Source organism: Floccifex sp. (genome assembly GCF_051873495.1).
Taxonomy (GTDB): Bacteria; Bacillota_I; Bacilli_A; order Erysipelotrichales; family Erysipelotrichaceae; genus Floccifex.
The window spans coordinates 1-25,402 of record NZ_JBJEEX010000121.1 but is presented as its reverse complement, the minus strand read 5'-3'; the positions used below and the strand labels follow the sequence as shown (position 1 = coordinate 25,402).

General features: G+C 34.3%; 37 protein-coding genes. 1 reads left to right on the top strand and 36 read right to left on the bottom strand.

Going from position 1 to position 25,402, the window contains the following annotated elements:
* From rpmJ to rpsL, 31 genes are all read right to left on the bottom strand, one after another.
* Positions 1-79 (bottom strand): 50S ribosomal protein L36 (gene rpmJ, locus ACI313_RS07925; RefSeq protein WP_439755661.1); only part of this gene is annotated, 79 nt, incomplete at its 3' end.
* A gap of 129 nt (positions 80-208) precedes the next feature.
* A complete protein-coding gene (locus tag ACI313_RS07920) occupies positions 209-856 on the bottom strand; it encodes an adenylate kinase (protein WP_439755718.1) in 648 nt (215 codons plus the stop codon).
* A 19-nt stretch (positions 857-875) separates the two neighbouring features.
* Positions 876-2,213 (bottom strand): preprotein translocase subunit SecY, encoded by a 1,338-nt coding sequence (gene secY, locus ACI313_RS07915; RefSeq protein ID WP_439755717.1) that lies wholly within the window; start codon positions 2,211-2,213, stop codon positions 876-878.
* Entirely contained in the window at positions 2,213-2,650 is a 438-nt protein-coding gene (gene rplO, locus ACI313_RS07910) for a 50S ribosomal protein L15 (protein ID WP_439755716.1), read from the bottom strand. The genes secY and rplO overlap by 1 nt, the downstream gene beginning before the upstream one ends.
* 15 nt (positions 2,651-2,665) lie before the next feature.
* Entirely contained in the window at positions 2,666-3,175 is a 510-nt protein-coding gene (rpsE, locus tag ACI313_RS07905) for a 30S ribosomal protein S5 (protein WP_439755715.1), read from the bottom strand.
* Positions 3,176-3,186: 11 nt separating this feature from the next.
* Positions 3,187-3,543, bottom strand: coding sequence for a 50S ribosomal protein L18 (gene rplR / locus ACI313_RS07900; RefSeq protein ID WP_439755714.1), 357 nt, complete (start codon positions 3,541-3,543; stop codon positions 3,187-3,189).
* A 21-nt stretch (positions 3,544-3,564) separates the two neighbouring features.
* Positions 3,565-4,128, bottom strand: coding sequence for a 50S ribosomal protein L6 (gene rplF, locus ACI313_RS07895; protein WP_439755713.1), 564 nt, complete (start codon positions 4,126-4,128; stop codon positions 3,565-3,567).
* A 23-nt stretch (positions 4,129-4,151) separates the two neighbouring features.
* Complete coding sequence (gene rpsH, locus ACI313_RS07890) at positions 4,152-4,547, bottom strand: 30S ribosomal protein S8 (protein ID WP_439755712.1); 396 nt, start codon at positions 4,545-4,547, stop codon at positions 4,152-4,154.
* 17 nt (positions 4,548-4,564) lie between these two features.
* Positions 4,565-4,750 (bottom strand): type Z 30S ribosomal protein S14, encoded by a 186-nt coding sequence (locus ACI313_RS07885; protein WP_154461389.1) that lies wholly within the window; start codon positions 4,748-4,750, stop codon positions 4,565-4,567.
* Positions 4,751-4,759: 9 nt separating this feature from the next.
* Positions 4,760-5,299 (bottom strand): 50S ribosomal protein L5, encoded by a 540-nt coding sequence (gene rplE, locus ACI313_RS07880; protein WP_439755711.1) that lies wholly within the window; start codon positions 5,297-5,299, stop codon positions 4,760-4,762.
* A gap of 13 nt (positions 5,300-5,312) precedes the next feature.
* Positions 5,313-5,621 (bottom strand): 50S ribosomal protein L24, encoded by a 309-nt coding sequence (gene rplX, locus ACI313_RS07875; protein ID WP_439755710.1) that lies wholly within the window; start codon positions 5,619-5,621, stop codon positions 5,313-5,315.
* A gap of 12 nt (positions 5,622-5,633) precedes the next feature.
* Positions 5,634-6,002, bottom strand: a complete 369-nt coding sequence (rplN, locus tag ACI313_RS07870) for a 50S ribosomal protein L14 (protein ID WP_439755709.1) — start codon at positions 6,000-6,002, stop codon at positions 5,634-5,636.
* A 17-nt stretch (positions 6,003-6,019) separates the two neighbouring features.
* Positions 6,020-6,277 (bottom strand): 30S ribosomal protein S17, encoded by a 258-nt coding sequence (gene rpsQ, locus ACI313_RS07865; protein WP_439755708.1) that lies wholly within the window; start codon positions 6,275-6,277, stop codon positions 6,020-6,022.
* A 13-nt stretch (positions 6,278-6,290) separates the two neighbouring features.
* Positions 6,291-6,491 (bottom strand): 50S ribosomal protein L29, encoded by a 201-nt coding sequence (gene rpmC / locus ACI313_RS07860; RefSeq protein WP_439755707.1) that lies wholly within the window; start codon positions 6,489-6,491, stop codon positions 6,291-6,293.
* Positions 6,491-6,907, bottom strand: coding sequence for a 50S ribosomal protein L16 (rplP, locus tag ACI313_RS07855; protein WP_439755706.1), 417 nt, complete (start codon positions 6,905-6,907; stop codon positions 6,491-6,493). Before rplP ends, rpmC begins: the two co-directional genes overlap by 1 nt.
* Complete coding sequence (gene rpsC / locus ACI313_RS07850; RefSeq protein WP_439755705.1) at positions 6,907-7,731, bottom strand: 30S ribosomal protein S3; 825 nt, start codon at positions 7,729-7,731, stop codon at positions 6,907-6,909. The genes rplP and rpsC overlap by 1 nt, the downstream gene beginning before the upstream one ends.
* A gap of 10 nt (positions 7,732-7,741) precedes the next feature.
* Complete coding sequence (rplV, locus tag ACI313_RS07845) at positions 7,742-8,077, bottom strand: 50S ribosomal protein L22 (RefSeq protein ID WP_439755704.1); 336 nt, start codon at positions 8,075-8,077, stop codon at positions 7,742-7,744.
* A 12-nt stretch (positions 8,078-8,089) separates the two neighbouring features.
* A complete protein-coding gene (gene rpsS, locus ACI313_RS07840; protein ID WP_439755703.1) occupies positions 8,090-8,368 on the bottom strand; it encodes a 30S ribosomal protein S19 in 279 nt (92 codons plus the stop codon).
* Between the two features lie 18 nt (positions 8,369-8,386).
* Positions 8,387-9,220: a 50S ribosomal protein L2 gene (gene rplB, locus ACI313_RS07835; protein WP_439755702.1), complete on the bottom strand. Its 834-nt coding sequence runs from the start codon at positions 9,218-9,220 to the stop codon at positions 8,387-8,389.
* Between the two features lie 65 nt (positions 9,221-9,285).
* Positions 9,286-9,579: a 50S ribosomal protein L23 gene (rplW, locus tag ACI313_RS07830; RefSeq protein WP_439755701.1), complete on the bottom strand. Its 294-nt coding sequence runs from the start codon at positions 9,577-9,579 to the stop codon at positions 9,286-9,288.
* Entirely contained in the window at positions 9,579-10,208 is a 630-nt protein-coding gene (gene rplD, locus ACI313_RS07825) for a 50S ribosomal protein L4 (RefSeq protein ID WP_439755700.1), read from the bottom strand. The genes rplW and rplD overlap by 1 nt, the downstream gene beginning before the upstream one ends.
* A complete protein-coding gene (rplC, locus tag ACI313_RS07820) occupies positions 10,208-10,903 on the bottom strand; it encodes a 50S ribosomal protein L3 (RefSeq protein WP_439755699.1) in 696 nt (231 codons plus the stop codon). Before rplC ends, rplD begins: the two co-directional genes overlap by 1 nt.
* Positions 10,904-10,918: 15 nt before the next feature.
* On the bottom strand, positions 10,919-11,230 hold the full coding sequence (gene rpsJ / locus ACI313_RS07815; protein ID WP_439752056.1) for a 30S ribosomal protein S10: 312 nt from the start codon (positions 11,228-11,230) through the stop codon (positions 10,919-10,921).
* Positions 11,231-11,384: 154 nt separating this feature from the next.
* Positions 11,385-11,990 carry a hypothetical protein gene (locus ACI313_RS07810; RefSeq protein ID WP_439755698.1) on the bottom strand — a complete coding sequence of 202 codons (606 nt, stop codon included), beginning with the start codon at positions 11,988-11,990 and terminating at the stop codon, positions 11,385-11,387.
* A complete protein-coding gene (locus ACI313_RS07805; RefSeq protein WP_439755697.1) occupies positions 11,983-13,305 on the bottom strand; it encodes a M18 family aminopeptidase in 1,323 nt (440 codons plus the stop codon). Before ACI313_RS07805 ends, ACI313_RS07810 begins: the two co-directional genes overlap by 8 nt.
* Positions 13,306-13,430: 125 nt before the next feature.
* The gene (locus ACI313_RS07800; protein ID WP_439755696.1) at positions 13,431-14,876 is read right to left on the bottom strand and encodes an amino acid permease; all 1,446 of its coding nucleotides are present in this window, start codon (positions 14,874-14,876) and stop codon (positions 13,431-13,433) included.
* Between the two features lie 130 nt (positions 14,877-15,006).
* On the bottom strand, positions 15,007-15,870 hold the full coding sequence (locus ACI313_RS07795; protein ID WP_439755695.1) for a LysR family transcriptional regulator substrate-binding protein: 864 nt from the start codon (positions 15,868-15,870) through the stop codon (positions 15,007-15,009).
* Between the two features lie 130 nt (positions 15,871-16,000).
* Entirely contained in the window at positions 16,001-17,185 is a 1,185-nt protein-coding gene (tuf, locus tag ACI313_RS07790; protein ID WP_439755694.1) for an elongation factor Tu, read from the bottom strand.
* A gap of 71 nt (positions 17,186-17,256) precedes the next feature.
* The gene (fusA, locus tag ACI313_RS07785) at positions 17,257-19,353 is read right to left on the bottom strand and encodes an elongation factor G (protein ID WP_320609069.1); all 2,097 of its coding nucleotides are present in this window, start codon (positions 19,351-19,353) and stop codon (positions 17,257-17,259) included.
* 17 nt (positions 19,354-19,370) lie between these two features.
* The gene (gene rpsG / locus ACI313_RS07780) at positions 19,371-19,841 is read right to left on the bottom strand and encodes a 30S ribosomal protein S7 (protein WP_320609070.1); all 471 of its coding nucleotides are present in this window, start codon (positions 19,839-19,841) and stop codon (positions 19,371-19,373) included.
* Between the two features lie 25 nt (positions 19,842-19,866).
* Positions 19,867-20,280 (bottom strand): 30S ribosomal protein S12, encoded by a 414-nt coding sequence (gene rpsL, locus ACI313_RS07775; protein ID WP_320609071.1) that lies wholly within the window; start codon positions 20,278-20,280, stop codon positions 19,867-19,869.
* Positions 20,281-20,484: 204 nt separating this feature from the next.
* Here rpsL and ACI313_RS07770 point away from each other — a divergent pair, with 204 nt between their 5' ends.
* Entirely contained in the window at positions 20,485-21,291 is an 807-nt protein-coding gene (locus tag ACI313_RS07770; protein WP_320609072.1) for an HAD family hydrolase, read from the top strand.
* Here ACI313_RS07770 and ACI313_RS07765 read toward each other — a convergent pair.
* The 5 genes from ACI313_RS07765 to ACI313_RS07745 all read right to left on the bottom strand — a co-directional run.
* Positions 21,288-21,872, bottom strand: coding sequence for an ATP-binding cassette domain-containing protein (locus ACI313_RS07765; protein ID WP_320609073.1), 585 nt, complete (start codon positions 21,870-21,872; stop codon positions 21,288-21,290). The genes ACI313_RS07770 and ACI313_RS07765 overlap by 4 nt on opposite strands.
* Positions 21,865-22,464 carry an HD domain-containing protein gene (locus ACI313_RS07760; RefSeq protein ID WP_320609074.1) on the bottom strand — a complete coding sequence of 200 codons (600 nt, stop codon included), beginning with the start codon at positions 22,462-22,464 and terminating at the stop codon, positions 21,865-21,867. The genes ACI313_RS07765 and ACI313_RS07760 overlap by 8 nt, the downstream gene beginning before the upstream one ends.
* A 51-nt stretch (positions 22,465-22,515) precedes the next feature.
* Positions 22,516-23,928, bottom strand: coding sequence for a signal recognition particle protein (gene ffh, locus ACI313_RS07755; RefSeq protein WP_320609075.1), 1,413 nt, complete (start codon positions 23,926-23,928; stop codon positions 22,516-22,518).
* 53 nt (positions 23,929-23,981) lie between these two features.
* Complete coding sequence (locus ACI313_RS07750) at positions 23,982-24,716, bottom strand: ABC transporter permease (RefSeq protein ID WP_439755693.1); 735 nt, start codon at positions 24,714-24,716, stop codon at positions 23,982-23,984.
* On the bottom strand, positions 24,713-25,402 hold a 690-nt coding region (locus ACI313_RS07745; RefSeq protein ID WP_439755692.1), incomplete at its 5' end, for a tetratricopeptide repeat protein. The genes ACI313_RS07750 and ACI313_RS07745, both read right to left, overlap by 4 nt.

The following is a 25,402-nucleotide window of genomic DNA, read 5'->3' as shown; positions in this document are numbered from 1 at the left end:
AAATAACCATTACGCGACCTTTTCTTTTAATTACTCTGCATTTGTCGCAAATTGGCTTTACAGATGGTCTTACTTTCATGTTTATACCTTTCTAATCACGTATTTCCCCACTAAAATGCGCATAGTTCGTTATGCGGATTTTAATGGAATCGTAATGCTATTTAATCACGCAAACAAATTGCGCTTATTTTATTATAAGCGCAATTCTTTATTTTTTCAAGATTTCTTTTAATACAGGCCAAATTTCTTCAATTGGCTTAGAAGCATCAACTTTAGAAACCATCCCTTTTTCTTCGTAATAAGCAATTACAGGTTCAGTATTCTTAGAATATTCATCTAATCTTACTTTTAAGCTTTCTGCATTGTCATCTTTTCTTTGTGAAAGAGGTGTGTGACATACATCACATGTTTCTTCAACCATAGGTGGTTTTGAATAGATGTTATAAATAGCACCACAGTTTTTACAAGTTCTACGCCCTGTAATACGACGTGTTAATTCATCGAATGGTACATCCATTACAACAATTTTTTCAACTGCTAAATCAGTTCCAGCAGTCATTTCTTCAAAAGCCTTTGCTTGATCTAAAGTTCTTGGATATCCATCTAATAAATATCCGTTTTTCTTATCTTCAAGTGTAGCCAAATAGTCTTTCACCATTTTATTAGTGATTTCATCAGGAACTAATAAACCTTTTTCAGAATAAGCTTTTGCTTGTAATCCTAATTCTGTTCCTTTTGAAATATTTTCTCTGAAGATATCTCCAGTCGAAATGTGATTTAAATTAAATTCTTCTTTAATTCGACTAGAAAAAGTTCCTTTTCCTGAACCAGGAGCACCCATAATAAAGATATTCATATTTAAATTCTCCTAAGATTTAGTAGTAATCTTTATAAGATTTTTGAGTAATCAAACCTTGTACTTGTTTAATTGTTTCAAGAGCAACACCAACAACGATGATCATTCCCGTACCACCTAAAGCCATTGTAGATGAGATTTCTGGCCAAATAACAGTCATTAAATGAGGTAAAACCGCAATTAATGCTAAGGCAAGAGCACCAAATACTGTGATTCTAGATAATACTTTATTTACATAGTCTTGTGTTTCTCTTCCTGGACGAACACCTGGAATGTATTGTCCAGATTTTGCTAAGTTTTTACTGAATTCTTCTGGATTAATTTGCATCTTTGTATAGAAGAAAGTAAAGAAGATAATCAATAAAACATAGATAACTAATGAATACCATGTCTTTAATCCTAACCAGTTATTCATGGCACGAATGAAATCATTTGTGTCAAAGAAACTAGCAATTTGAAGTGGAGCCATCATTAATGAACTAGCAAAAATGACTGGAATAACACTTGCTGAATTGACTTTTAAAGGTAGGTAATCATCATTTTTATTTTTAATAATTTCTAATGAACTTGATGTTTGTTGAATTGGAATACGACGTTCAGCTGTATTAATCAAAGTTACAAAGATAATGATTAATAAATAGATAATGATATATAAAACAAATAATAAAATACCATTATCTGGAGCAGAAGAACCAGATACCAATGAAGAATATGCTGTACTGAATTGTTGAGGTAAACGTCCAACAATTCCAGCCATGATGATCATTGAAATACCATTTCCAATTCCTTTCATAGAAATCTGATCTCCAATCCATACAAGGAACATAGTACCGGCAGTAAAGATTGTTGCGATATATAAAATCGTAGCAATACTTGATCCACCAACTAATAATCCTGTATATGACTTAGATAACCCATATACTAATGAGAAAGATTGAACAAATCCAAATACAACTGCTAAATAGCGAGTATATTTGTCCAATGTTTTACGACCAGACGCTCCTGATTTGCTTAATTCAGTCAAATGAGGAATTACATCCATACTTAGTAATTGAATGATGATAGATGCAGTAATATAGGGAGTGACACCCAACGCGAAGACGGAAAATTGTTCCAATCCACCACCACCCAATAGGTTGATCATAGCGAAGAAAGAGTTATCTTGCATTCCTGCAACTAAGTCAGATGTATTTACATTTGGAACTGTAATAGCACATCCCAAACGATACACAAGAAAGGCGAACAGAGTAAATAAGATTCTGTTACGAATTTCTTTATTGGTGAACATTGCTTTAATAGTTCCGAAGAACCCTAAGCTGTTTGCCTTTACTCCATTTGCCTTTACTTTTGAATTCATTAAATAACCTCAGCTTTTCCGCCTGCTTTTTCGATTGCTTCTTTTGCTGATGCAGAGAACTTAGCTGCTTGAACAGTTAAATTCTTAGTTAACTCACCATTTCCAAGAACTTTTAAGCCACTTAATTCTTTTTTGATGACACCCATTTCAAGTAATAAAGCTGCATTAACTACAGTTCCATCTTCGAAGCGATTTAAAGTTTCAACATTAACAATTGCATATTCTTTGCGATTGAAGTTTGTGAAACCACGTTTTGGTAAACGTCTAGCTAATGGTGTTTGTCCACCTTCAAATCCTAAGCGAACTCCTCCACCACTTCTTGCGTTTTGACCTTTATGTCCACGTCCTGAAGTTTTTCCATTTCCACTACCTGGACCACGTCCAACACGGTTACGTTCTTGACGAGGTGCAGTAGAACTCATTGTATGTAATTTCATATTGTTACCTCCCTATTAACCGCGAATTTCTTCTGGTTTCTTTCCACGGATTTCTGCAACTTGTTCAACAGTTCTTAAGCTGCGTAAACCTTCAAATGTTGCACGTACAACGTTGATTTTTGTACGAGATCCGATACATTTTGTAAGGATATCTTTGATACCAGCTAATTCTAATACTGCACGAGCAGCACCACCAGCGATAACCCCAGTACCTTCAGCAGCAGGACGCATGAATACTTGACCAGCTCCGTAAACACCGTTGATTTCATGAGGAATAGTATCATTGATTACTGGTACTTCAATGATGTTTTTCATAGCATCATCTTTAGCTTTACGAATTGCATCAGGAACTTCGTTAGCTTTTCCTGTTCCAATTCCAACATGACCGTTACGATCTCCAACTACTACTAATGCAGCGAAACGGAAACGACGACCACCTTTTACTACTTTAGTAACACGATTGATCGCGATTACTTGATCTTCATATTCTTTTTGGTCTTTTCTTGGTTTTCTATCTAATGCCATTGTGCGACCTCCTAAAATTCTAATCCAGCTTCACGAGCTGCATCGGCTAATGCTTGAACACGACCAGTGTATACATATCCACCACGATCGAATACTACTTTTTTAATACCCTTTTCTTGAGCACGTTTAGCGATTTCAGCACCAACTAAACGAGCGGCTTCAACGTTTCCACCATTTTCTAATTTCATATCAACACTTGATGCACTTGCTAATGTAACACCATTAACATCATCAATGATTTGTACATGAATATGAGAATTACTTCTGAATACATTCAAACGTGGGCATTCAGGAGTTCCACTAATTTTATTACGAACACGTGCGTGACGACGTACTCTAGTTTCATTACGTGATACTTTATTAATCATAATTTAAAATCTCCTTTCCCACTATTTCTTACCAGCTGTCTTACCTTCTTTACGACGAACAGCTTCATCTTTATAACGAATACCTTTACCTTTATATGGTTCTGGTTTACGTACAGCTCTTACTTCAGCAGCAAATTGACCAACTAATTGTTTGTCAATTCCTTTAATTTGGATATCAGTTGGAGATGTTTTCCCAGCTGCATCTAAACAAGTAACTTCTAATCCTTCAGGGATTTGCATATCAACTTGGTGAGAATATCCAACAGTTAAAGATAATGTATTTCCTTTAACAGCTGTACGGAATCCGATTCCGACTAATTTCAATTCTTTTTTGTAACCTTCTGATACACCAACTACCATGTTGTGTAATAAAGCACGAGTTGTTCCGTGTAATTGTTTAGTTACTTTTTGATCATTTGGACGTTTAACTGTGACAACATTTTCTTCAACATTAATTTCCATTAATTCAGAAAACGTACGAGTTAAAGAACCTTTAGGTCCTTTAACAGTCACCTCATTCCCAGCAGCTACTTCAACAGTAACTCCTGCAGGAATGGTAATCAGTTTATTCCCGATACGTGACATTCTTATTTCCTCCTATTTATTTATTACCAAACGTAAGCAATTACTTCTCCACCTAAGTGGGCTTTTCTTGCTTCTTTATCAGTCATCATTCCGTTTGATGTAGAAATGATGGCAATTCCTAATCCACTAATTACGCGTGGTAGATTTTCTACAGTTGAATAAACACGTAATCCTGGTTTAGAAATACGACGTAAACCTTTAATGGCTTTTTCGTTATTTACATATTTTAAAGTAATTGTAAGTGTCTTTTTAACACCGTCTGCTTCTACAGCATAGTCAGTAATATAACCTTCATCTTTTAAGATTTTAGCGATTGCTTTCTTTTCATTAGATGATGGCATACTAACTGTTTCATGTTTTTGTTGTAATGCGTTACGGATTCTAGTTAACATATCCGCAATTGGATCAGTCATAATCATATTAATATGCCTCCTTCTTACCAACTTGCCTTTTTAACTCCAGGAATTTGACCTTTGTAAGCCAATTCTCTGAAGCAAATACGACAGATTTTGTATTTTCTTAAAACTGAATGTGGACGACCACAACGTTCACAACGAGTATACTCACGAACTTTATATTTTTGAGGACGTTGCTGTTTATTAATCATTGATTTCTTTGCCATGATATCCTCCTATTTCTTGAAAGGCATACCCATTGCTTGTAATAAAGCACGTGCCTCTTCGTTAGTTTTTGCAGTTGTTACGATTACAATATCCATTCCACGAGTACGATCTACTTTATCGAAATCGATTTCTGGGAAAATGATTTGTTCTTTAATACCTAAAGTGTAGTTTCCACGACCATCGAAACTTGTGTCGCTTACACCACGGAAGTCACGAACACGTGGCAATGAAATGTTGAATAATTTATCTAAGAATTCATACATTTGTTGTCTACGTAATGTAACTTTACATCCAATAGGCATACCTTCACGTAATTTGAAGTTAGCGATTGATTTTTTAGCTTTTGTTACAACTGGAGCTTGACCAGTAATTGCAGTTAATTCTTCAACTGCTTCATCTAATAATTTAGAGTTAGTAATTGCGTCACCTACACCGATGTTTACAACAACTTTTTCAATTTTTGGAACTTCCATAACTGAAGTGTAGTTGAATTCTTTCATAAGTTGAGGGACAACAACGTTTGTATATCTTTCTTGTAAACGATTCATCTATGCACCCTCCTTATTTAACTTCTTTACCGCTCTTAACATAGACGCGTACTTTTTTACCATCTTTAACTTCTGTACGAACACGAGAAGCTTCTTTTGATTTTTCATCATAAAGCATTACATTAGAAACATGGATTTTTGCTTCTTTTTCTACGATTCCACCATCTGGATTTTGTTGAGTTGGTTTTAAATGTTTTTTAACCATGTTAACACCTTCAACAATTACCTTATCTTCTTTTGGGAATGCAGCAGTTACTTTTCCGATTGTGCCCTTGTAAGCACCAGTAATAACTTTAACTTGATCACCTTTTTTAATTCTCACGTTGGACACCTCCTATAGTACTTCTGGAGCCAATGAAACGATTTTCATGAAGTCTCTGTCACGTAATTCACGAGCAACTGGACCGAAAATACGAGTTCCTTTTGGCGTTTTATCATCTTTAATAATTACACATGCGTTGTCATCAAAACGGATATAAGATCCATTTTCACGTCTTACCCCACGTCTTGTACGTACGATAACAGCTTTTACAACATCACCTTTTTTTACAGTTCCACCAGGAGTAGCTTGTTTAACACTGCATACAACGATGTCACCAATATTTGCTGTTTTTCTTACGGATCCACCTAAACAACGGATAACTAAAACTTCTTTAGCTCCAGTGTTATCAGCGACACGTAATCTACTTTCATTTTGAATCATTGTTTCGCCCCCCTGTATTAAGCACGTGCTTTTTCAGCAATTTCAACTAAGCGGAAACGTTTTGTAGCAGATAATGGACGAGTTTCCATAATTACTACTGTATCTCCAACATGAGCTTCATTGTTTTCATCATGTGCTTTGAATTTTTTAGAATATTTTACACGTTTTCCATACAATGGATGTGTTTTCTTTGTTTCTACAACTACCGTAATAGTTTTGTCCATTTTATCTGAAACAACTGTACCACGGTATACTTTACGAGCATTTCTTTCCATCGAATGGTCCTCCCTATTCCTTATTTGCGCTTTCACGCTCTGTTAAAACTGTCTTAATACGAGCAATTTCTTTTTTAACTGTTTTGATACGTGCTGTATTTTCCAAGTCACCAGTAGCTTGTTGGAAACGAAGATTAAATAATTCATCTTTTAAAGCATCGATCGTAGTTAATAATTCTTCATTTGATTTTTCACGAATTTCTTTAATTGTCATTATTCTACTTCTCCTTTTCTAGCAAAACGAGTTTTTACTGGTAATTTGTGAGAAGCTAAACGAAGTGCTTCACGTGCAACTTCTTCACTAACTCCACCGATTTCGAACATAACACGTCCTGGTTGAACAACAGCTACCCATCCTTCTGGAGCACCTTTACCAGAACCCATACGAACTTCTAGAGGTTTTTTAGTTCTTGCCATATGAGGGAAAATACGAATCCATACTTTACCTCCACGTTTCATATAACGTGTCATGGCGATACGAGCAGCTTCGATTTGACGGTTGCTGACATAAGCACCACTTTCAGCAACTAAACCATATTCACCAAAGTCAATAGTACGTCCTGCTTTACTACGTCCTTCGTAGCTTAAGCGATGAGGTCGTCTATACTTTGTACGTTTAGGCATTAACATTATTCGTTACCTCCTTTGTTTCCTTCTGCATTTGCTTTAGCAGCTGCAGCTTTAGGAGCACGGTTGTTTTGACGTCCGTCTTTATTGAAGTTACGACGTCCTTTTCCTTTACGTGCTGGTCTTTGTTTTGGAGCTTCAGGTTCTTTAACCATTTCACCAGGAAGAACTTCTCCACGGCAGATCCAAACTTTAACACCGAATTGACCATAAGTTGTTCTAGCTTCTTCAACTGCATAGTCGATATCACTACGTAATGTATGTAGAGGAACTACACCTTCTGAATATCCTTCAGTACGTGCCATGTCAGCTCCACCTAAACGACCAGAAACAGCAGTTTTGATTCCTTTTGCTCCAGCACGCATAGTGTTTTGAATAGCTTTCTTTTGAGTAGCACGGAAAGATTTACGTCCTTCTAATTCATCGGCAATCCAACGAGCTACTAAACGAGCATCTAAGTTTGGATTAGCGATTTCTACAACATTAACTTGAATGTTTTTAGCGTTAGTTAATTTTTCTAATTTTTTCTTTAATCCTTCGATTGATTTTCCATCTTGTCCAATTACGACACCAGGATGAGCAGTACGAATGATTACTGTTAAACGATTTTTTGAACGTTCAATTTCAATACGAGAAATTTGAGGATTAGCTTTACGTTTGTCAACGGCAGCATTAGCTAAATCGTTATAGTATTTTTCGATGAATTCACGGATTTTAACGTCTTCCATTAAAGTTGATCCGAATTCATTGTCGTTTGCGTACCATCTTGATTCCCAATCACGAATCACTCCGACACGCATTCCGATAGGCGATACTTTTTGTCCCATAGCTTACCTCCTAGTCTCTTTCTGCCACAACAACAGTAATGTGGCTTGTACGTTTGTTAATTGGGCTTGCGCTTCCTTTAGCACGAGGCATGTATCTTTTTAATGTGATTCCTTCGTCAGCCCAGCAAGCTTTAACATATAATTTAGATTCATCTAAATCATTGTTATTAACGGCGTTGGCAACAGCACTTTTTAATACTTTACCAACCATTTCTCCACCTTTATTTGGAGTAAATTTACAAATTGCAGCGGCTTCTTCTACGTCTTTTCCACGAATTAAGTCTAAGACAAGTCTAGCTTTACGAGGTTGAATACGTAGTGTTTTTGCAGTAGCTTTAACTTCCATTTTCAAATCCTCCTATCGTTTACCTTTCTTGTCATCACTTGCGTGACCAGTATATTTACGAGTTGGAACAAATTCACCTAATTTATGTCCAACCATATCTTCAGTTACGTATACAGGAACGTGTTCTTTTCCATTGTAAACAGCAAATGTATGTTCTACAAATTGAGGGAAAATTGTTGAACGACGGCTCCAAGTCTTAATTACTTCTTTTTTTCCAGCTTCATTTAAAGCTTCAACCTTTTTCATTAAGTGTTCATCCACAAAAGGTCCTTTTTTCAAACTACGACTCATTTCAATTTTACCTCCTTACTATTTACCATTACGACGGCGTACAATTAACTTGTTGCTAGCTTTCTTGCTATCGCGAGTCTTAACACCCAATGCTTTTTTACCCCAAGGAGTCATTGGAGATTTACGACCGATAGGTGAACGACCTTCACCACCACCATGTGGGTGATCGTTAGGGTTCATTACAGATCCACGAACAGTTGGACGAATACCCATATGACGAGTACGACCAGCTTTACCAATATTAACTAAGTTGTAGTCTTCATTTCCAACTACACCAACAGTTGCACGACAATTTCCTAATACTTTACGAACTTCTCCAGATTGTAAACGAAGAGTTACATATTTTTCTTCAATACCTAAGATTTGAGCAGAACATCCAGCTGAACGAGCCATTTGTCCACCTTTACCAGGTTTTAATTCAACGTTGTGTACGATTGTACCTTCTGGCATATTTCTTAATTCACAGCAGTTACCAATTTTGATATCTGTTTCAACACCAGAAATGATTTTGCTTCCAACTTTTAAATCTTTTGGAGCAATGATATAACGTTTTTCACCATCAACATAGTTGATTAATGCGATATTTGCTGAACGGTTTGGATCGTATTCGATTGTAGCAACTTTACCAGGAACACCATCTTTGTTACGTTTGAAATCGATGATACGGTAAGCTCTCTTGTGTCCAGCTCCTTGATGACGTGTAGTAATACGTCCTGTGTTATTACGACCACCCTTTGATTTTAAAGGTGCTAATAAGCTTTTCTCTGGCTTTGAAGCAGTAATTTCTTCATTAGTCAAAGTGCTCATTCCACGACGACCAGGTGTCGTTGGCTTATACTTTTGAATAGGCATAAACTTTTATATCTCCTTCTATACGCAATATTTATTCAGGAAATAGCGTCTTCTCCCTGATTGGATTATTCTTCAGATCCGAAAATATCGATTGAATATCCTTCTTTTAATTTAACAACAGCTTTGTGAACAGCAGGAACTTTACCCATGTAACGTCCAACTCTTCTTGTTCTTTGTTTACTGTTTGATGTATTTACTTTTTCAACTTTTACATTCCAGATAGCTTCAACAGCTTGACGGATTTCAATTTTGTTAGTTCCTTTTGCTACCTCGAAAGTGTATTTGTTGTCTTCAGCCATTGCCTTCATACTTTTTTCAGTAATGATTGGGCGGATAATTACGTCTCTATAGTCTTTCATTATGCTAAAGCCTCCTCTACTTCTTTGATAGCAGCAACAGTCATAACGATTTGATTAGCATTTACTAAATCATATACATTGATGCTTTTGCTTGTTGCAAATCCAACACCTGGAATATTACGTCCAGATAAGATTGCGTTTACAGCATCTTCTTCTTCACCAACTACAAATAAAGTTTTCTTTGGAGCTTTAATTGCAGCTAAGATTGAAGCAAATGTTTTTGTTTTTGGTTCAGCGATTTCGAATTTATCTAATACACTGAATGAAGTTTCAGCAACTTTTTCGCTTAAAGCAGATCTTAAAGCTAAACGACGAACTTTCTTATTAATACGGTAAGAGTAATCGCGTTGAGTTGCTCCGAATACTGTACCACCACCTACGAATTGAGCGGCACGAGTAGAACCTTGACGAGCACGTCCAGTTCCTTTTTGACGGTATGGTTTACGTCCACCACCAGAAACTTCGCTACGTCCTTTTGTAGCGCTTGTTCCTTGACGTCTACCTGCCATTTGCATTTTTAATGCATCATATAAAGCTTGTTGGTTTGGTTCAATACCAAATACTGCATCGTTCAATTCGATTGAACTTACAACTTGCCCTGATTGGTTAATAACGTCGATCATTGCCATTATTCTTGAACCTCCTTGCTAGCACTGTAATCTACTAAAGTAACAGGTGCTTTATTTCCTTTTGATGTTTTAGCTGTACGGATCATAACACATCCTTTTTTAGGTCCAGGAACATTTCCTTTTACTAAAATGTAGTTATTTTCTCTATCAACTTTGATAACTGTTAAGTTTTGGTTAGTTGTTGTATAACCACCTTCTTGACCAGCCATGATAGTTCCCTTCATAATACGTCCTTGACGTGAAGTAATACCGTTTGTAGCTAATGAACCAATGTGACGAATGTTTTTAGAACCACCGTGTGATTTAGGTCCTTGGTGAGCATTGTTACGAACGATTGTACCGTTGTAACCTTTACCTTTGCTTGTTCCAATTACGTCAACTTGTTCACCTGATTCGAAAATGTCAACAGCAACTAAGTCACCTACGTTAACATCTAATTCACAGTTACGAACTTCTTTAATAAAGCGTTTTGGACTTGTATTAGCTTTTTTACAGTGTCCGATGTTTGCTTTAGTTGTACGTTTTTCTTTGATTTCTTCAAATCCTAACTGAATTGCTTCATATCCATCTGTTTCAGTTGTTTTCTTTTGTAAAACAACATTTGGAGTTGCTTCAATTACAGTTACAGGAATTAATACACCATCTTCAGTGAAGACTTGTGTCATTCCTAATTTTCTTCCTAATAGTCCTTTCATCTTTAGACACCTCCATTAAAGTTTAATTTCGATATCTACACCACTTGGAAGTTCAAGTCTTTGTAAAGAATCGATTGTTTCCTTAGTTGGTGCTACAATCTCAATTAAACGTTTATGTGTACGAATTTCGAATTGTTCACGTGAATCTTTATCTTTGTGAACAGCTCTCAAAATTGTAACAACTTGTTTTTCTGTTGGTAGAGGAACTGGTCCAACTACTTTCTTAGCTCCGTGTTTTGTCGCAGCTTCGACAATTTTTTTAGCACTATCATCTAAGATGCGGTGCTCATACGCTTTTAAGCGAATTCTCATAGTGTTTTTTGCCATGTGTAACTCCTTTCGTTTATTCTAGATAAACATGCTCTACGCGAATTACCTGACGCCACCCATGACAACGTATTTCAGTGGGTCAGCAACCTCGCGTTTCCTCGCAATGCCCATGTATTTTAACATAAAGAAAAGGGGTATGCAACCCCTTTTTTTAGTAATTTTCTAAAAGTTTTTTGAACTGTTTTCTGACCGTTACAAAGTAGTTTACAATCATAATAATCATTGAAATATCGACAAATCCAGGCAATATAACCTTCAATAAAACACAGAAAATAGCTGATGTTAAATCCATTGTTAAAAACCAATTATCATCAGTGTATAGACGATAAATACGATAACGTATAATATAATTACGAAGTAATGTAACAATACAGAATACACCAATTACCGCATCAATAATGAAGTTCACAACAAATGTTTGAGTAAGTAAATTCTTCACAAACATTAAAGCAATCGCAAAAGAAAAAGCACTTAGGATAGATGCGATATTCATTTTATCATAATCATCTTTTTTCAATTGATCTTTATACTTCTTATAAGAACTTGTTTTTTCCCAACTACGTAATTCCTTTGAAATATCACGATCTACATTTAACTCATCAGCATGTGTCAAATAATAACATGATAAAAAGTATTTACGGATTTTAGGCCATTCTTTTTTATCCAAAGCATCCATAACCTGTTTAATATCATGATCATGACCTTCGACTGGTTTTAGACTCGTTGAAACAAAAGAATACTTTGATAAATCAGTCATTTAAAGTAAACCCTTCTGCTTCTTCAATTTCAACATTACAATTAAAGAATGTTTCTAATGCTTCAATTGCATAAACTGTATCTTTGATACCAGCTGTTTCATAAGAAGAGTGCATTGCCAATTGTGGAAGACCAATATCAACGGCATGCATACTTACTTGCGTATTTGATAAGTTACCTAAAGTAGATCCTCCTACCATGTCTGAACGATTCGCAAAATATTGAACTGGAACATTAGCTTTATTACAAATAGCTGTAAATACAGCACGGCTGAATGCATCAGTTGTATATTTTTGGTTGGCACTTTCTTTAATAACGATTCCTTTATTCATATAGTTACGATTAACGGCATCACTCTTTTCAGGATGATTTGGATGTAAAGCATGTGCATTGTCACAACTTACTAAGAATGATTTCGCAATAGCTTGATAGAATTCATCTTCTGTTTTATTTAATCCAGTATGAATACGACGTAATACATCATATAAGAAAGTAGACATTGCACCTTGTTTTGTATTTGAACCAACTTCTTCATTATCGAAGCAACAATAAACATTAATTGCATGTTCATTATTCGCATTAATAAATGCTTTTAAAGAAGTAAATGCGCATTGTAAATCATCTAGTTTTGGAGTTGAAATAAATTCATCTTTATATCCCCAAATCACTGGTTGACAACGATTTACTAAGAATAAATCTTTTCCTAAAATTTGACTAACTTCTACACCCAATTCTTCGGCAACCATTTTGTCAAAATCACCTTTTTTCAATTCTCCACATGAGAACATAGGACATAAATCAATTTGACGATTGTAGCTATATCCATTATTGATTTCTCTATTAAAGTGAATGGCAACATTAGGAATCATTAAAATATCTTTATCAATATATAATAATCGATTTTCTACTTTGTTTCCATTTTGAACAAGGACACGACCAGCAACTGTTAAAGGACGATCAAACCAAGTTGAATCAATCATTCCTCCATAAGCTTCAACATCTAATCTTAAATATTCATTTGGTCCTTCTAATTCAGGTACACTTTTAATTTTATATGTAGGAGAATCTCCGTGTGAAGCAGCTAATTGGAAATGATAATCATCTAATGTATCACCAATTTTAAAAGCAATAACACTCGAATGATTTCTTGTTGTATAGTAACAACCACCTTTATTGATATTCCATTGTTTTCCTTCAGGTAAATAAGTAAAACCTGCTTCTTGTAAATATTCACTCACTGTTGATACAGTGTGAAACATACTTGGACTGTTTTGGATAAAACTAAATAATTCATTTGAAATTTCAATAGTATTCATAATTAATCTTTTTGATATAAAATCGTTTATACCAATTTTCCTTTCTATTCATCAATATTATAGTATTGTCAAAAAAAATTACCACATAATAATAAAGAAACCAGTGACTGGTTTCTTTACTTTAATTATTTACTTGCTTCTAATTCTTTTTTATCTTGTACTTTACGGATTTCAGGTAAGATTAATCCTAATAATGTTAATGCGATTGGTGTTACAACGTTTAATAACATTGTGAATACATCATCAGAATACATACCTAAGATACAACATGCAGCTGTAACGAAGAAGCACCATCCACCAAAGAATAATGCGATTTTATTTGATTTAACAAATTTATAATCACGTGGGAATTTTTCTGATGCCTTACGTAACATCAAGTAAGCAAAGAATACCCATAAATAACGAAGAGGCATACATACTGAGTTCAATTTATTTAATTGAGCGATAACAGCATCTCCTCCAGGTACTAACATTTGAATTAAGATAATTGCTCCTGATAATACAGCAACCATTTTAATACCATTTACATAAGCACCTTTGTCGTTTTGTTTTAATAAAGCTTTTGGAAGATAGCAGTTGATGTTTTGATCATCTAATAACATACGTAATGGAGCATCGATACTTACTACTAATGTAGAGAATTGACCGATAGCATTACAAGCAGCATAAACTACTACGAAGAAGTTTCCTACATGGTAGTATTCACCAACTTTTTGGAATGCCCAGTATGCACCATTTGATACATATAAGTTGAATGATTCAGCTGATTCATTGATAATAGCTGGATCATACATCATACCCATAGCAATTGTTCCTAAAATAGCACAAACCATAACCATGATAGCTACTAAGATCATTCCTTTAGGGAATCCTTTAGAAGCATTTTCAACTTTATTTACATATGGAGAGATTTTTTCACATCCACCAACAGCAAATACTAAAATTGATAATGATGTAAAGTAATTTGTGTTAAATTGTGGAATTAAAGCTTCTTTAGTGATTTCCATTGAAACGAAACCAGCATTTGGATTAATTACTGGAGCAGCAAACATCATTACGATGAATAAGATACTCATAACAAACATACTTGAACCAGCGATTGTAGCTAATTTCTTTAATGGGTTTAAACCACGGCTTGCTACCCAGCAGAAGAACAATAAACAAATGAATGTTACAATTTGAATTCCTTTAACTGGGAATGAAGAATAAGTTTCTGCGTTTTGGAAAATCATCCAACTTAACGCTTTTAAACCACCTGTACTTTTACTTGCGATATAAGTAATATGTACTGCAAAATAAGTCCATCCAGCATAATAAGCAACTTTCTTACCAGCTGTTTCGGCTACCCAAGAAGTAACTCCTCCACCTGAATCTTTAAATGCTGAACCCATTTCTCCAACCATTAAAGCATATGGTACAAAATATAATGCAAACATTAAGATCCATGAGAAAATAACTTGAATACCATTGAAGTATACGAACCCATTTACTACGTTACCAAAACCCCAAAGAGTTGAGAAACACATAAATGAAAGGACGTACCATTTAATTTTCTTTTGAGAATTATCCATTATATATTCTCCTTTCTCACGACGATAATAATCACATAAATTTGCGTTTTTGTCAATTAGTTGTTGCATAATAGTCAAATATTTATCATATGTGAACAAAATAAAAAAGCATGTATAAAAAATACATACTTTATTCAAATTCTTTGCACCTATTTGCAAAATCATTCATAAACTTTAACGCCACATCTGATAGATCTTTTCGATAAGAAATACCAATTGGAATACGAACAGAAGGATCCAATGACTTAACTACTAATGAATCATTTCCTAATAATGAAGATGTTTTTAAATTGATTGTAATTCCTAAACCCGATTCAACAACAGAATACGTTGCATATTCATCGGATGTCATGATTTGAATATTGGGTTCAATGTCATAATTTTTAAAAATACGACTATAATCTGTTTCTTCATTAAAGAAAGGAAAAACACAACTTTCAGAAGCAAACACAGATAACGGAATCGAATTCATTTTAGCTAATGGACTTTGTGCAGGCACCCAAGCAACAGCCTCATCTTGCCATAATTCTTCCCATAAAAAAGAGCCATCACGTTTTGATATTATCGCAAAATGTAATTCTTTATTTTCAACCATTTTAGCTAACTTACTACTTGTTCCATATATTAAATCCACATCTATATTTTCATGCATAGATTTATAAACCATTAAAGATTGAGTAAGCCATGAATAAATTCTTAAATGCGCAACTCCTATTCGAATTTTTACCGGAATATTTTCTTGTTGTGATGCTTTTGACATAATATTATCGCCTACTCTCACAAATTCTTTAATATCCTGAATTAATTGCTTGCATTCATAACTTGGAACAACACCTTCTTTTGTTCTTTCCAATAATGAAACACCTAATTCTTTTTCGATACTAGAAATGATACGGCTAATACCGGAAATTGAATATCCAAATTGATTAGCTGTTGCACTTAAGCTTCCATTTTCAATGGTTTTAAGTAATATTTTATATTTTTCGAGTTCCATACTACACCTCTGAAAACATTTACATTATTATTTTCATATGTTTTTCATTATATAGAAAAAATGTGAAAATATCTATAACAAATAAAAAAAACTGCTCATAGAGCAGTTTATATTGTAGATTAAGTTTAAATTATCCTACGATTTCAGTTACAGTTCCTGAACCAACTGTGTGTCCACCTTCACGGATAGAGAACTTAGTTCCGTTTTCCAATGCGATTGGAGCAATTAATTCAACGTTGATTTCTACGTTGTCACCAGGCATTACGATATCAGTTCCTTCTGGTAAAGTAATAACACCAGTTACGTCAGTTGTACGGAAATAGAATTGAGGACGGTAGTTAGAAGCGAATGGTGTATGACGTCCACCTTCTTCTTTAGTTAATACGTAAACTTGTCCTTTGAATTTTGTGTGTGGAGTAACTGAACCAGGTTTAGCTAATACTTGTCCACGTACGATTTCGTTACGAGCAACACCACGTAATAAAGCACCGATGTTATCTCCAGCTTGAGCTACGTCTAATTGTTTGTGGAACATTTCTAATCCTGTTAATACAGTTTTACGAGTATCTTTGATACCAACGATTTCAACTTCGTCGTTTAAGTGAGCTTCACCACGTTCAACACGTCCTGTAGCTACTGTACCACGTCCAGAAATTGTCATAACGTCTTCAACAGCCATTAAGAATGGTTTGTCAACATCACGTTCTGGATCTGGAATCCAAGAATCAACAGCATCCATTAATTCTTCGATAGCACCAACATATTTAGGGTCACCTTCTAATGCTTTTAAAGCTGATCCACGGATGATTGGAGTATCATCACCTGGGAATCCGTATTCATTTAATAATTCACGAACTTCCATTTCTACTAAGTCAACTAATTCTTCATCATCAACCATGTCACATTTGTTTAAGAATACAACGATTGATTTAACACCTACTTGACGAGCTAATAAGATGTGTTCACGAGTTTGTGGCATAGGACCATCTGAAGCAGCAACTACTAAGATTGCTCCGTCCATTTGAGCTGCACCAGTGATCATGTTTTTGATGTAGTCAGCGTGACCTGGACAGTCTACGTGAGCGTAGTGACGTTTTTCTGTTTGGTATTCAACGTGTGCAGTGTTGATTGTGATTCCACGTTCTTTTTCTTCTGGAGCACCATCGATTTGGTCGTAAGCTTGAGCTTGAGCCATACCTTTTTTAGCTAATACGTTAGTAATAGCTGCAGTTAAAGTTGTTTTACCGTGGTCAACGTGACCGATAGTTCCAATATTAACATGGACTTTACTTCTGTCAAATTTTTCTTTAGCCATTTTAAATTTTCCTCCTAAAATTTGATTCTTACATACAGATTCATTTTAATTTAATCCGCTGTCTTTTTCAACTAGTTTTCTTTAGAATTTTCTTTAATGATTTTTTCAGCTATGCTCTTAGGTACTTCTGCATAGTGATCAAATTTCATTGAGTAAGTTCCACGACCTTGAGTGAAACTTCTTAAGTCAGTAACGTATCCAAACATTTCTGATAATGGAATCATTGCACGTACAATAATTGCATTTCCACGTTCTTCTTGATCAGTAATTTGACCACGACGGCTTGAAACGTCACCCATTACAGATCCTAAGTATTCACTTGGTGCTGTAACTTCTACTAACATGATTGGTTCTAAGATAACTGGTTTACATTTTTTAGCAGCTTCACGTAATGCGAAACTAGCAGCAATTTTGTAAGCCATTTCACTTGAATCGACATCATGATAAGATCCATCAAATAAAGTAGCTTTGATGTCGATAACTGGATATCCAGCAAGCATACCATTTTCTAATGCATCTTCTAAACCTTCAGCAGTTGGTTTAATGTATTCACGAGGAACAGATCCACCAACGATTGCATCAACGAATTCAAATCCTTTACCTTCATTTGGTTCAAATTTGATCCAAACGTGACCATATTGTCCACGACCACCTGATTGACGAACGTATTTACCTTCACATTCAGCAGCTTGACGGATTGTTTCACGGTAAGCAACTTGTGGTTGACCAACATTGGCTTCAACTTTAAATTCACGACGTAAACGGTCTACGATGATGTCTAAGTGTAATTCACCTACACCGGCAATGATTGTTTGTCCAGTTTCTTCATTTGTATATGTTTTGAAAGTAGGGTCTTCTTCAGCTAATTTAGCAAGAGCCAATCCCATTTTGTCTTGGTCAGCTTTTGTTTTAGGTTCCAAAGACAATTCAATAACTGGTTCAGGGAATTCCATTGATTCAAGAATAATTGGAGCATCTTCAGCACATAATGTATCTCCTGTAGTTGTATTTTTCAATCCAACAGCAGCAGCGATGTCTCCGGCATATACTTTATCAATTTCTTTACGAGCGTTAGCGTGCATTTGAACGATACGCCCGAAACGTTCTCTCTTATTCTTTGTTGAGTTTAATACATAGCTTCCTGATTCAGCAGTTCCTGAATAAACACGGAAGAATGATAACTTACCAACAAATGGGTCAGTCATAATTTTGAATGCTAAAGCAGAGAAAGGTTCTTCATCACTTGGATGTCTAGCTACTTCTTCTCCATCAGGAAGAGTTCCCTTAATTGAAGGTACATCTAATGGTGATGGTAAGTAATCAACAACTGCATCCAATACTAATTGAACACCTTTGTTTTTGTATGCAGATCCACATAATACTGGGAAGAAATCACCTGTACATACAGCAATACGTAATACACGTTTAATTTCTTCGATTGATGGTTCTTCACCTTCAAGTACCATCATCATGAAATCTTCATCATAATCTGCTAAGTATTCTAATAATTTCATACGGTATTCTTCCACAAGATCATTCATATCTTCTGGAACAGGTCCCGTAGTAATATTACGTCCATAATCTCCACTGAAGTAGTATGTTTTTCTTTCGATGATATCAATGATAGCTTCGAAATCTGATTCTGCTCCAATAGGTAATTGAATAGGGCAAGATTTTGCTCCTAAACGATCGATAATTGTATTACATGACATAATGAAGTCAGCCCCTGTAGCATCCATTTTGTTTACGAATACGATACGAGGAACTCCATAAGTTGTTGCTTGACGCCAAACAGTTTCTGTTTGAGGTTCAACACCAGCTTTAGCATCTAATACAGTTACGGCACCATCTAATACACGTAAAGAACGTTCAACTTCTACTGTGAAGTCTACGTGACCTGGTGTATCGATGATATTGATACGGCATTCATCACCAGTACCATCTAATTTTTTCCAATGGCAAGTAGTGGCAGCTGAAGTGATTGTGATACCACGTTCTTGTTCTTGTGCCATCCAGTCCATTGTACTAGCACCATCATGTGTTTCACCAATTTTGTGGTTAACACCTGAGTAATAAAGGATACGTTCTGTTGTTGTAGTTTTACCAGCATCGATGTGAGCCATGATACCAATATTACGAGTATTTTTTAAGCTATATTCTCTAGGCATACAACAAATCTCCCTTCCTACCAGCGATAGTGAGCAAATGCTTTATTTGCTTCAGCCATTCTGTGAGTGTCGTCACGTTTTTTAACACTAGCTCCTGTACCATTTGAAGCATCGATGATTTCAGCAGCTAATCTTTGTTCCATAGTTTTTTCATTTCTTAAACGTGCATAGTTAACGATCCAACGTAACCCTAAAGTTAAACGACGTTCATCACTAACTTCAACTGGTACTTGGTAGTTAGCACCACCTACACGTCTTACTTTTAATTCCAATTGAGGCATAACATTTTCTAATGCTTGTTCAAATACCTCCATGGCTGGTTTTCCAGTTTTAACTTCTACGATATCAAACGCATTGTATAAAATAGTCTGTGCAACCCCTTTTTTACCATCAATCATGATTTTGTTGATTAAACGAGTAACCAATTTAGAGTTATACATAGGATCGACTAATACATCACGTTTGGCAATGTGTCCTTTTCTAGGCATTTAATTTCCTCCTTTCACGATTGATCTATTTTTTAGGTTTTTTAGTTCCATATAAAGAACGAGATTGTTTACGGTCATTTACACCAGCACAGTCAAGTGTACCACGTACGATATGGTAACGAACCCCTGGTAAGTCTTTAACACGTCCACCACGAATTAGAACAACTGAGTGTTCTTGTAAGTTGTGTCCGATTCCTGGAATGTAAGCTGTAACTTCCATACCATTACTTAAACGAACACGCGCATATTTACGAAGCGCTGAGTTTGGTTTCTTAGGTGTCATTGTTCCAACACGAGTACAAACTCCACGCTTTTGAGGTGAAGATAAGTTTGTTGGTTTAGACTTTAATGAGTTGTAACCACGATTCAAAGCAGGTGACTTTGATACGTTTTGACCGGCCTTACGACCCTTACGAATCAATTGGTTGATTGTAGGCATAAGAACCCTCCTTTCAAAATTTCTTAACACACACTTCCGGGTGTGTCTTTTCATCCGATAAATAATAGGTTCTAAATCGAACCTTTTTTCGCATGCACTAATAATCTACACTTTTTATAAATTGTTGTCAATCTTTTTTACAATATTTTTTCTTTATACCTGTAATAAAATAAAGTATAATACAGAAGAAAGGACTAAATGATCATGAAACATAAAATTATATTTTTTGATATGGACGGTACCCTATACCAAACCGAAAACGATATTATTTTAGACTCCAGTTTAGAAGCCATCCAAATGCTTAAAGACAAAGGATTTATTGTCTGTGCAGCTACTGGACGTCCATTAAATCAAATGAAACTCATTTTAGAAAAAGTCACTTTTGATTATTATGTATTAATCAATGGTGGATATATCTTAGACTCCGAATTAAATGAAATAGCATCATTCCCTATTGCTAAGCAATCTGTCAATGATCTTGTTTCTCTTTGTAAAGAAAACGAATTTGGCTTATTGTTTCATTTTGGAGATGCGTCCTATATTTATAACAATTTTTATCCAATGTATTATTTCTGTAAATACTGCAACGTACTTGATTCATTATTTTATGATGAAAGCCAGACTTTTCATAAACGCCATAACGCCTACGACGCTGTCGTCCTAACAAAAGATAAACATGCGATTGATGAATTCATGAAACAACATCCTGACTTACGCTCAGATTTAATCAATGTAAAAACAGATGGTTTCTGTTTTGATATCTTCAATAAAACGACTGACAAATCGCATGGAATTGAAATGATTCTTGAAAGAGAAAACTTAACTTGGAAAGATGCCATTTGTTTTGGGGATAGTACAAACGACATTGGCATGCTTAAAAAAGCAGATATCTCCGTTGCCATGGGAAGTGCTAATGAATATGTTCAAAGTTTTGCGACATTTGTGACAACTTCTACTTATGAACATGGAATATACAACGGCGTTAAAAAAATCCTCAATGAAGAGGATTAAAGATATAGAAATTCCTGTCCTATTTTCTCAGCTTCTTGAGGATCATGGGTTACATAGATTAGTGTAAATTGATATTTTTCTTGTAAGAAAATGATGACATCCATCATTTTCTTTTTTAAATTCGTGTCTAAATGACTTAATGGCTCATCCATTAAAATAACATCAGGTAATTGAATTAAAGCACGGACTAAAGCAATTCTTTGTCTTTGACCTCCAGATAAAGTTTTAGCTCTTTGATGTAAAAAATCTGTACAACACACATCTTCGCATAATTCATTCATACGCTTTTCCAATTCTTCATCCGAAATCTTTTCATTGATTCCAATTAAAATATTGTCATAGGCACTTAAATGGTCAAATAAATAATCTTGTTGAAATACATAAGATAAACGACATTGATTTTTTTCAATGCATCCATCATCAATAGATTCAAGACCAGCAATAACTTTCAATAAAGTTGTTTTTCCAATACCACTATTTCCCTCAACAACATACCGTTTATGATCAATAAATTCATAGTTTAAATGATCAAAAATGATTTTATCACCATATTTTTTAGAAACATTTATTAACTTAATCATGTATTTCACAATCCTCTTTTATATTATTTTTTTCTATGTTCTTTTTTAGTAAAGATAAAACATATTCGTATAAGACAGTAGAGCCCATTTTTGTTTTTTCTTGTCGTTTTAATATTTTTGATAAAGGAACATCATTCTTTTTCCACATGTGTCCATCATCATAATCATTTAACAATATTGGCAATAAATTATCCATAGCATGAGCAAACTTAGCTTCATCAGTCTCATTCTTTTCAAATTCTAACCATAAATTTTTAAAAAACAGCATTTGATCTTCTGGCAATAGAGAAAATAAATGCTCACAAGCTTTGTATTCACGCTCATGTGCAGTTTTTTGATTTTGTTCATCATATGCATATGTATCCCCAGCTTCTATTTCTACAACATCATGGATTAATAACATTGCGATTGTTTTAGATACATCTATTTTTTCATTGGCATATTCACTTAAAACAAGACAAGCCAAAGCAATATGCCATGCATGTTCCGCATCATTTTCCATATGTCCATCCGTACATCGTGTTTGACGCCTAATTGTTTTTTCTTTATCCATCTCTAATATAAAAGAAAGTTGTTGTTCTAATCGAGTCATATTGCTCTCCTTCAAAAAAAGATTTTCAGACCTGAAAATCCGAAAATCTTTTTATTTCTTTTTCTTTTTCTTTGATTTTTTCTGTTTCTTGCTTCCAGAATGTTTACTCATTCCTTGCATTCCACCACCACGTTGCATATTTTGTAATGCATTCATGTTTGGCATACCATTTTTCATTAATTTAGACATTGTTTGCATTTGTTCCAATTGTCCAATTAACTTATTAACATCCATAACTTTTACACCCGCACCTTTAGCAATACGATTTTTACGACTTGCCTTTAAGCAACTAGGGTTTTCTCTTTCATATGGAGTCATAGATTGAATAATAGCACGTGATTTTCTTAAATTTTGGTTCATGACTTCATCATCAACATTACGAGCCATTTTCCCAAGACCTGGAATCATATTTAACATTTTTTGCATAGATCCCATTTTTCCAATTTCATCGTATTGGCTAAGTAAATCATTAAAATCAAATTTACCTTCCATCAAATTACGAGCTGTTTTCTTTTGAACTTCCATGTCCAACTTATCTTCAGCTTGTTCAACGAGTGAAATAACATCACCCATTCCTAAAATACGATTAGCCATTCGATCAGGGTGGAACGCTTCTAAATCATCAACTTTTTCACCGTTAGATACGAATAAAACCGGAACATTTGTGATAGAACGTACGGATAAAAGACCACCACCACGAGCATCTCCATCCATCTTAGTAACGATTAAGCCAGTAATAGATAATTTTTCATTAAATTCTTTTGCGACCGTAACAATATCTTGCCCTGTCATTGCATCAACTGTTAATAAGATATCATCTGGTTGAACATATGACTTCATGTCTTTCAATTCATTCATCAAGTCTTCATCAATATGTAAACGACCAGCTGTATCAAAAATCACTAAATCTTTTTGGCGATCTCTAGCATATGCCATTGCCTTTTTAGCTGTTTCTAAAGCGCTGACTTCCGTTCCTAAGCTAAAAACTTCAATGTCAATATCATGTCCTAATGTTTTTAATTGTTCAATAGCAGCAGGACGAATAACGTCACAAGCAACCAATAAAACACGTTTTGCTAATTTTTCTTTGCAATATTTTGCAATTTTTGCTGATGCAGTTGTTTTACCAGTACCTTGTAAACCAACCATCATAACAGTTGTAATACCAGTCTTCTTAAAATTAATATGAGCGTCTTCTTGTCCTAATAATTCTTGAAGTTCATCACGTACAACTTTAACAACCATTTGTCCAGGATTCAAAGAATCCATAACTTCCTGACCCATGGCTTTTTCTTTTACATTTTCAATAAAATTCTTAACAACTGTATAATTAACATCCGCTTCTAATAATGACATACGAACTTCTTTCAGCATGTCATTCATATTTTTTTCTGTTAATTTACCTTGTCCAGATATATTTTTAAACGCTTTTGATAAGCGATCACTTAACGATTCAAATGCCATAATTTCACCTCTTGTCTAGTTTATCGAATTTTAAATAAAATTACAATGAAATACTATTCAACAAACAATTTGTTTAACACTTTTTTTAATATAAAATCAAAAATAAAAACAATAATTAAAATCCATAGTGTATAAGCCATCACTTTATTTAATTCAAAATTAACACGATAAAATTGAATTTGTCTTCCTAATCCAATTTGAACAGAAGATAAAATTTCAGCCATTATTCCTACTTTAAACCCAAGTGAACTACACGAAAGTAAAGACGAATAGATGCTCGGTTTAAGTAATGGTAAATAAACTTTTTTTACTAAATAAATAAATGGCTTATGATATATAAATAAAACATCATGCCAGGTTTGTTGTATATCAAGTAATGCGTGATACATATTTTCAAATACAATAGGAAACAACAACAAGAATGATACTAAAAATACAGAAACTTCCCGTGAAACCCAAAACAACAACAAAATAATAATCGTAACATTGGGTAAACTACGAATAATTAAAGTAAACTTTGATAAAATGTCTGCAATTGATGGAAAACGTATTGATGCAAAGGCACATATACATCCGAATAAAAACGAAATAAACAAACTTATTAGTACACGAATAAGAGAATAAAACGTTGATATGTAAAATGTTTTTTGTTGAAATAATAGAAAAAATTCTTTTAAAACATTAATTGGACTTGGCAATATATACGGATTATTAATGTAAAGCGCAGCAAACATCCAAATAAAGAATACAAACAACAAAAAAAGAATCCATGAACTACTTTTTTTCATGATTTGTAACCTCTGTTTAAACCAATCAACTTATTTTGTAAAAAAGAATCTTGTGAATCTTGTTGCTCAATAAACAAAGTTAAATAATGAATGGCAGATGTTCTATCATTAAAATATTCAAAGTGGAGATAATAAAAATAATTTTTATGTTCCATCAAATCAAATTCTGTCATGAATCGGTCAATGTAAGCTAATGAATCAAATTCAGATATTTCATAAGCAATACTAAATAAATTGTCATCATCTAATGCACGAATAAAATAATCATAAGCATCATCAAATAATGATAACTGTTTAAAACAATAAGCACATTGAAAATAGATTTTTTTATCGTCATGTTCCATTAAATAATCTTCAAAGGCATCGATTGCTTGTTTATATTCATCTAATTTTAAATGACAATATCCTTTTATCTGTATCATTCGATCTAAATTAGAATCAGGTTGAGTAAAATCCACATAGTCTAAATAATTGAGAGCATCCTGGTAACGAGATAAATAAACACAGGCATCGCTAAGACGTTCATAAACGAACACGTTATTTAATTCTTCTTTAACTGGATCTAATAAAGTAATAACTTCTTCATAATTGCCATTCATAAATAAACAATCCGATTGTGAAAGATAATAAAAGTCATCTTTCCCATAGTTATTTTGATATGAACTAACAAATTCAATTGCCTGATT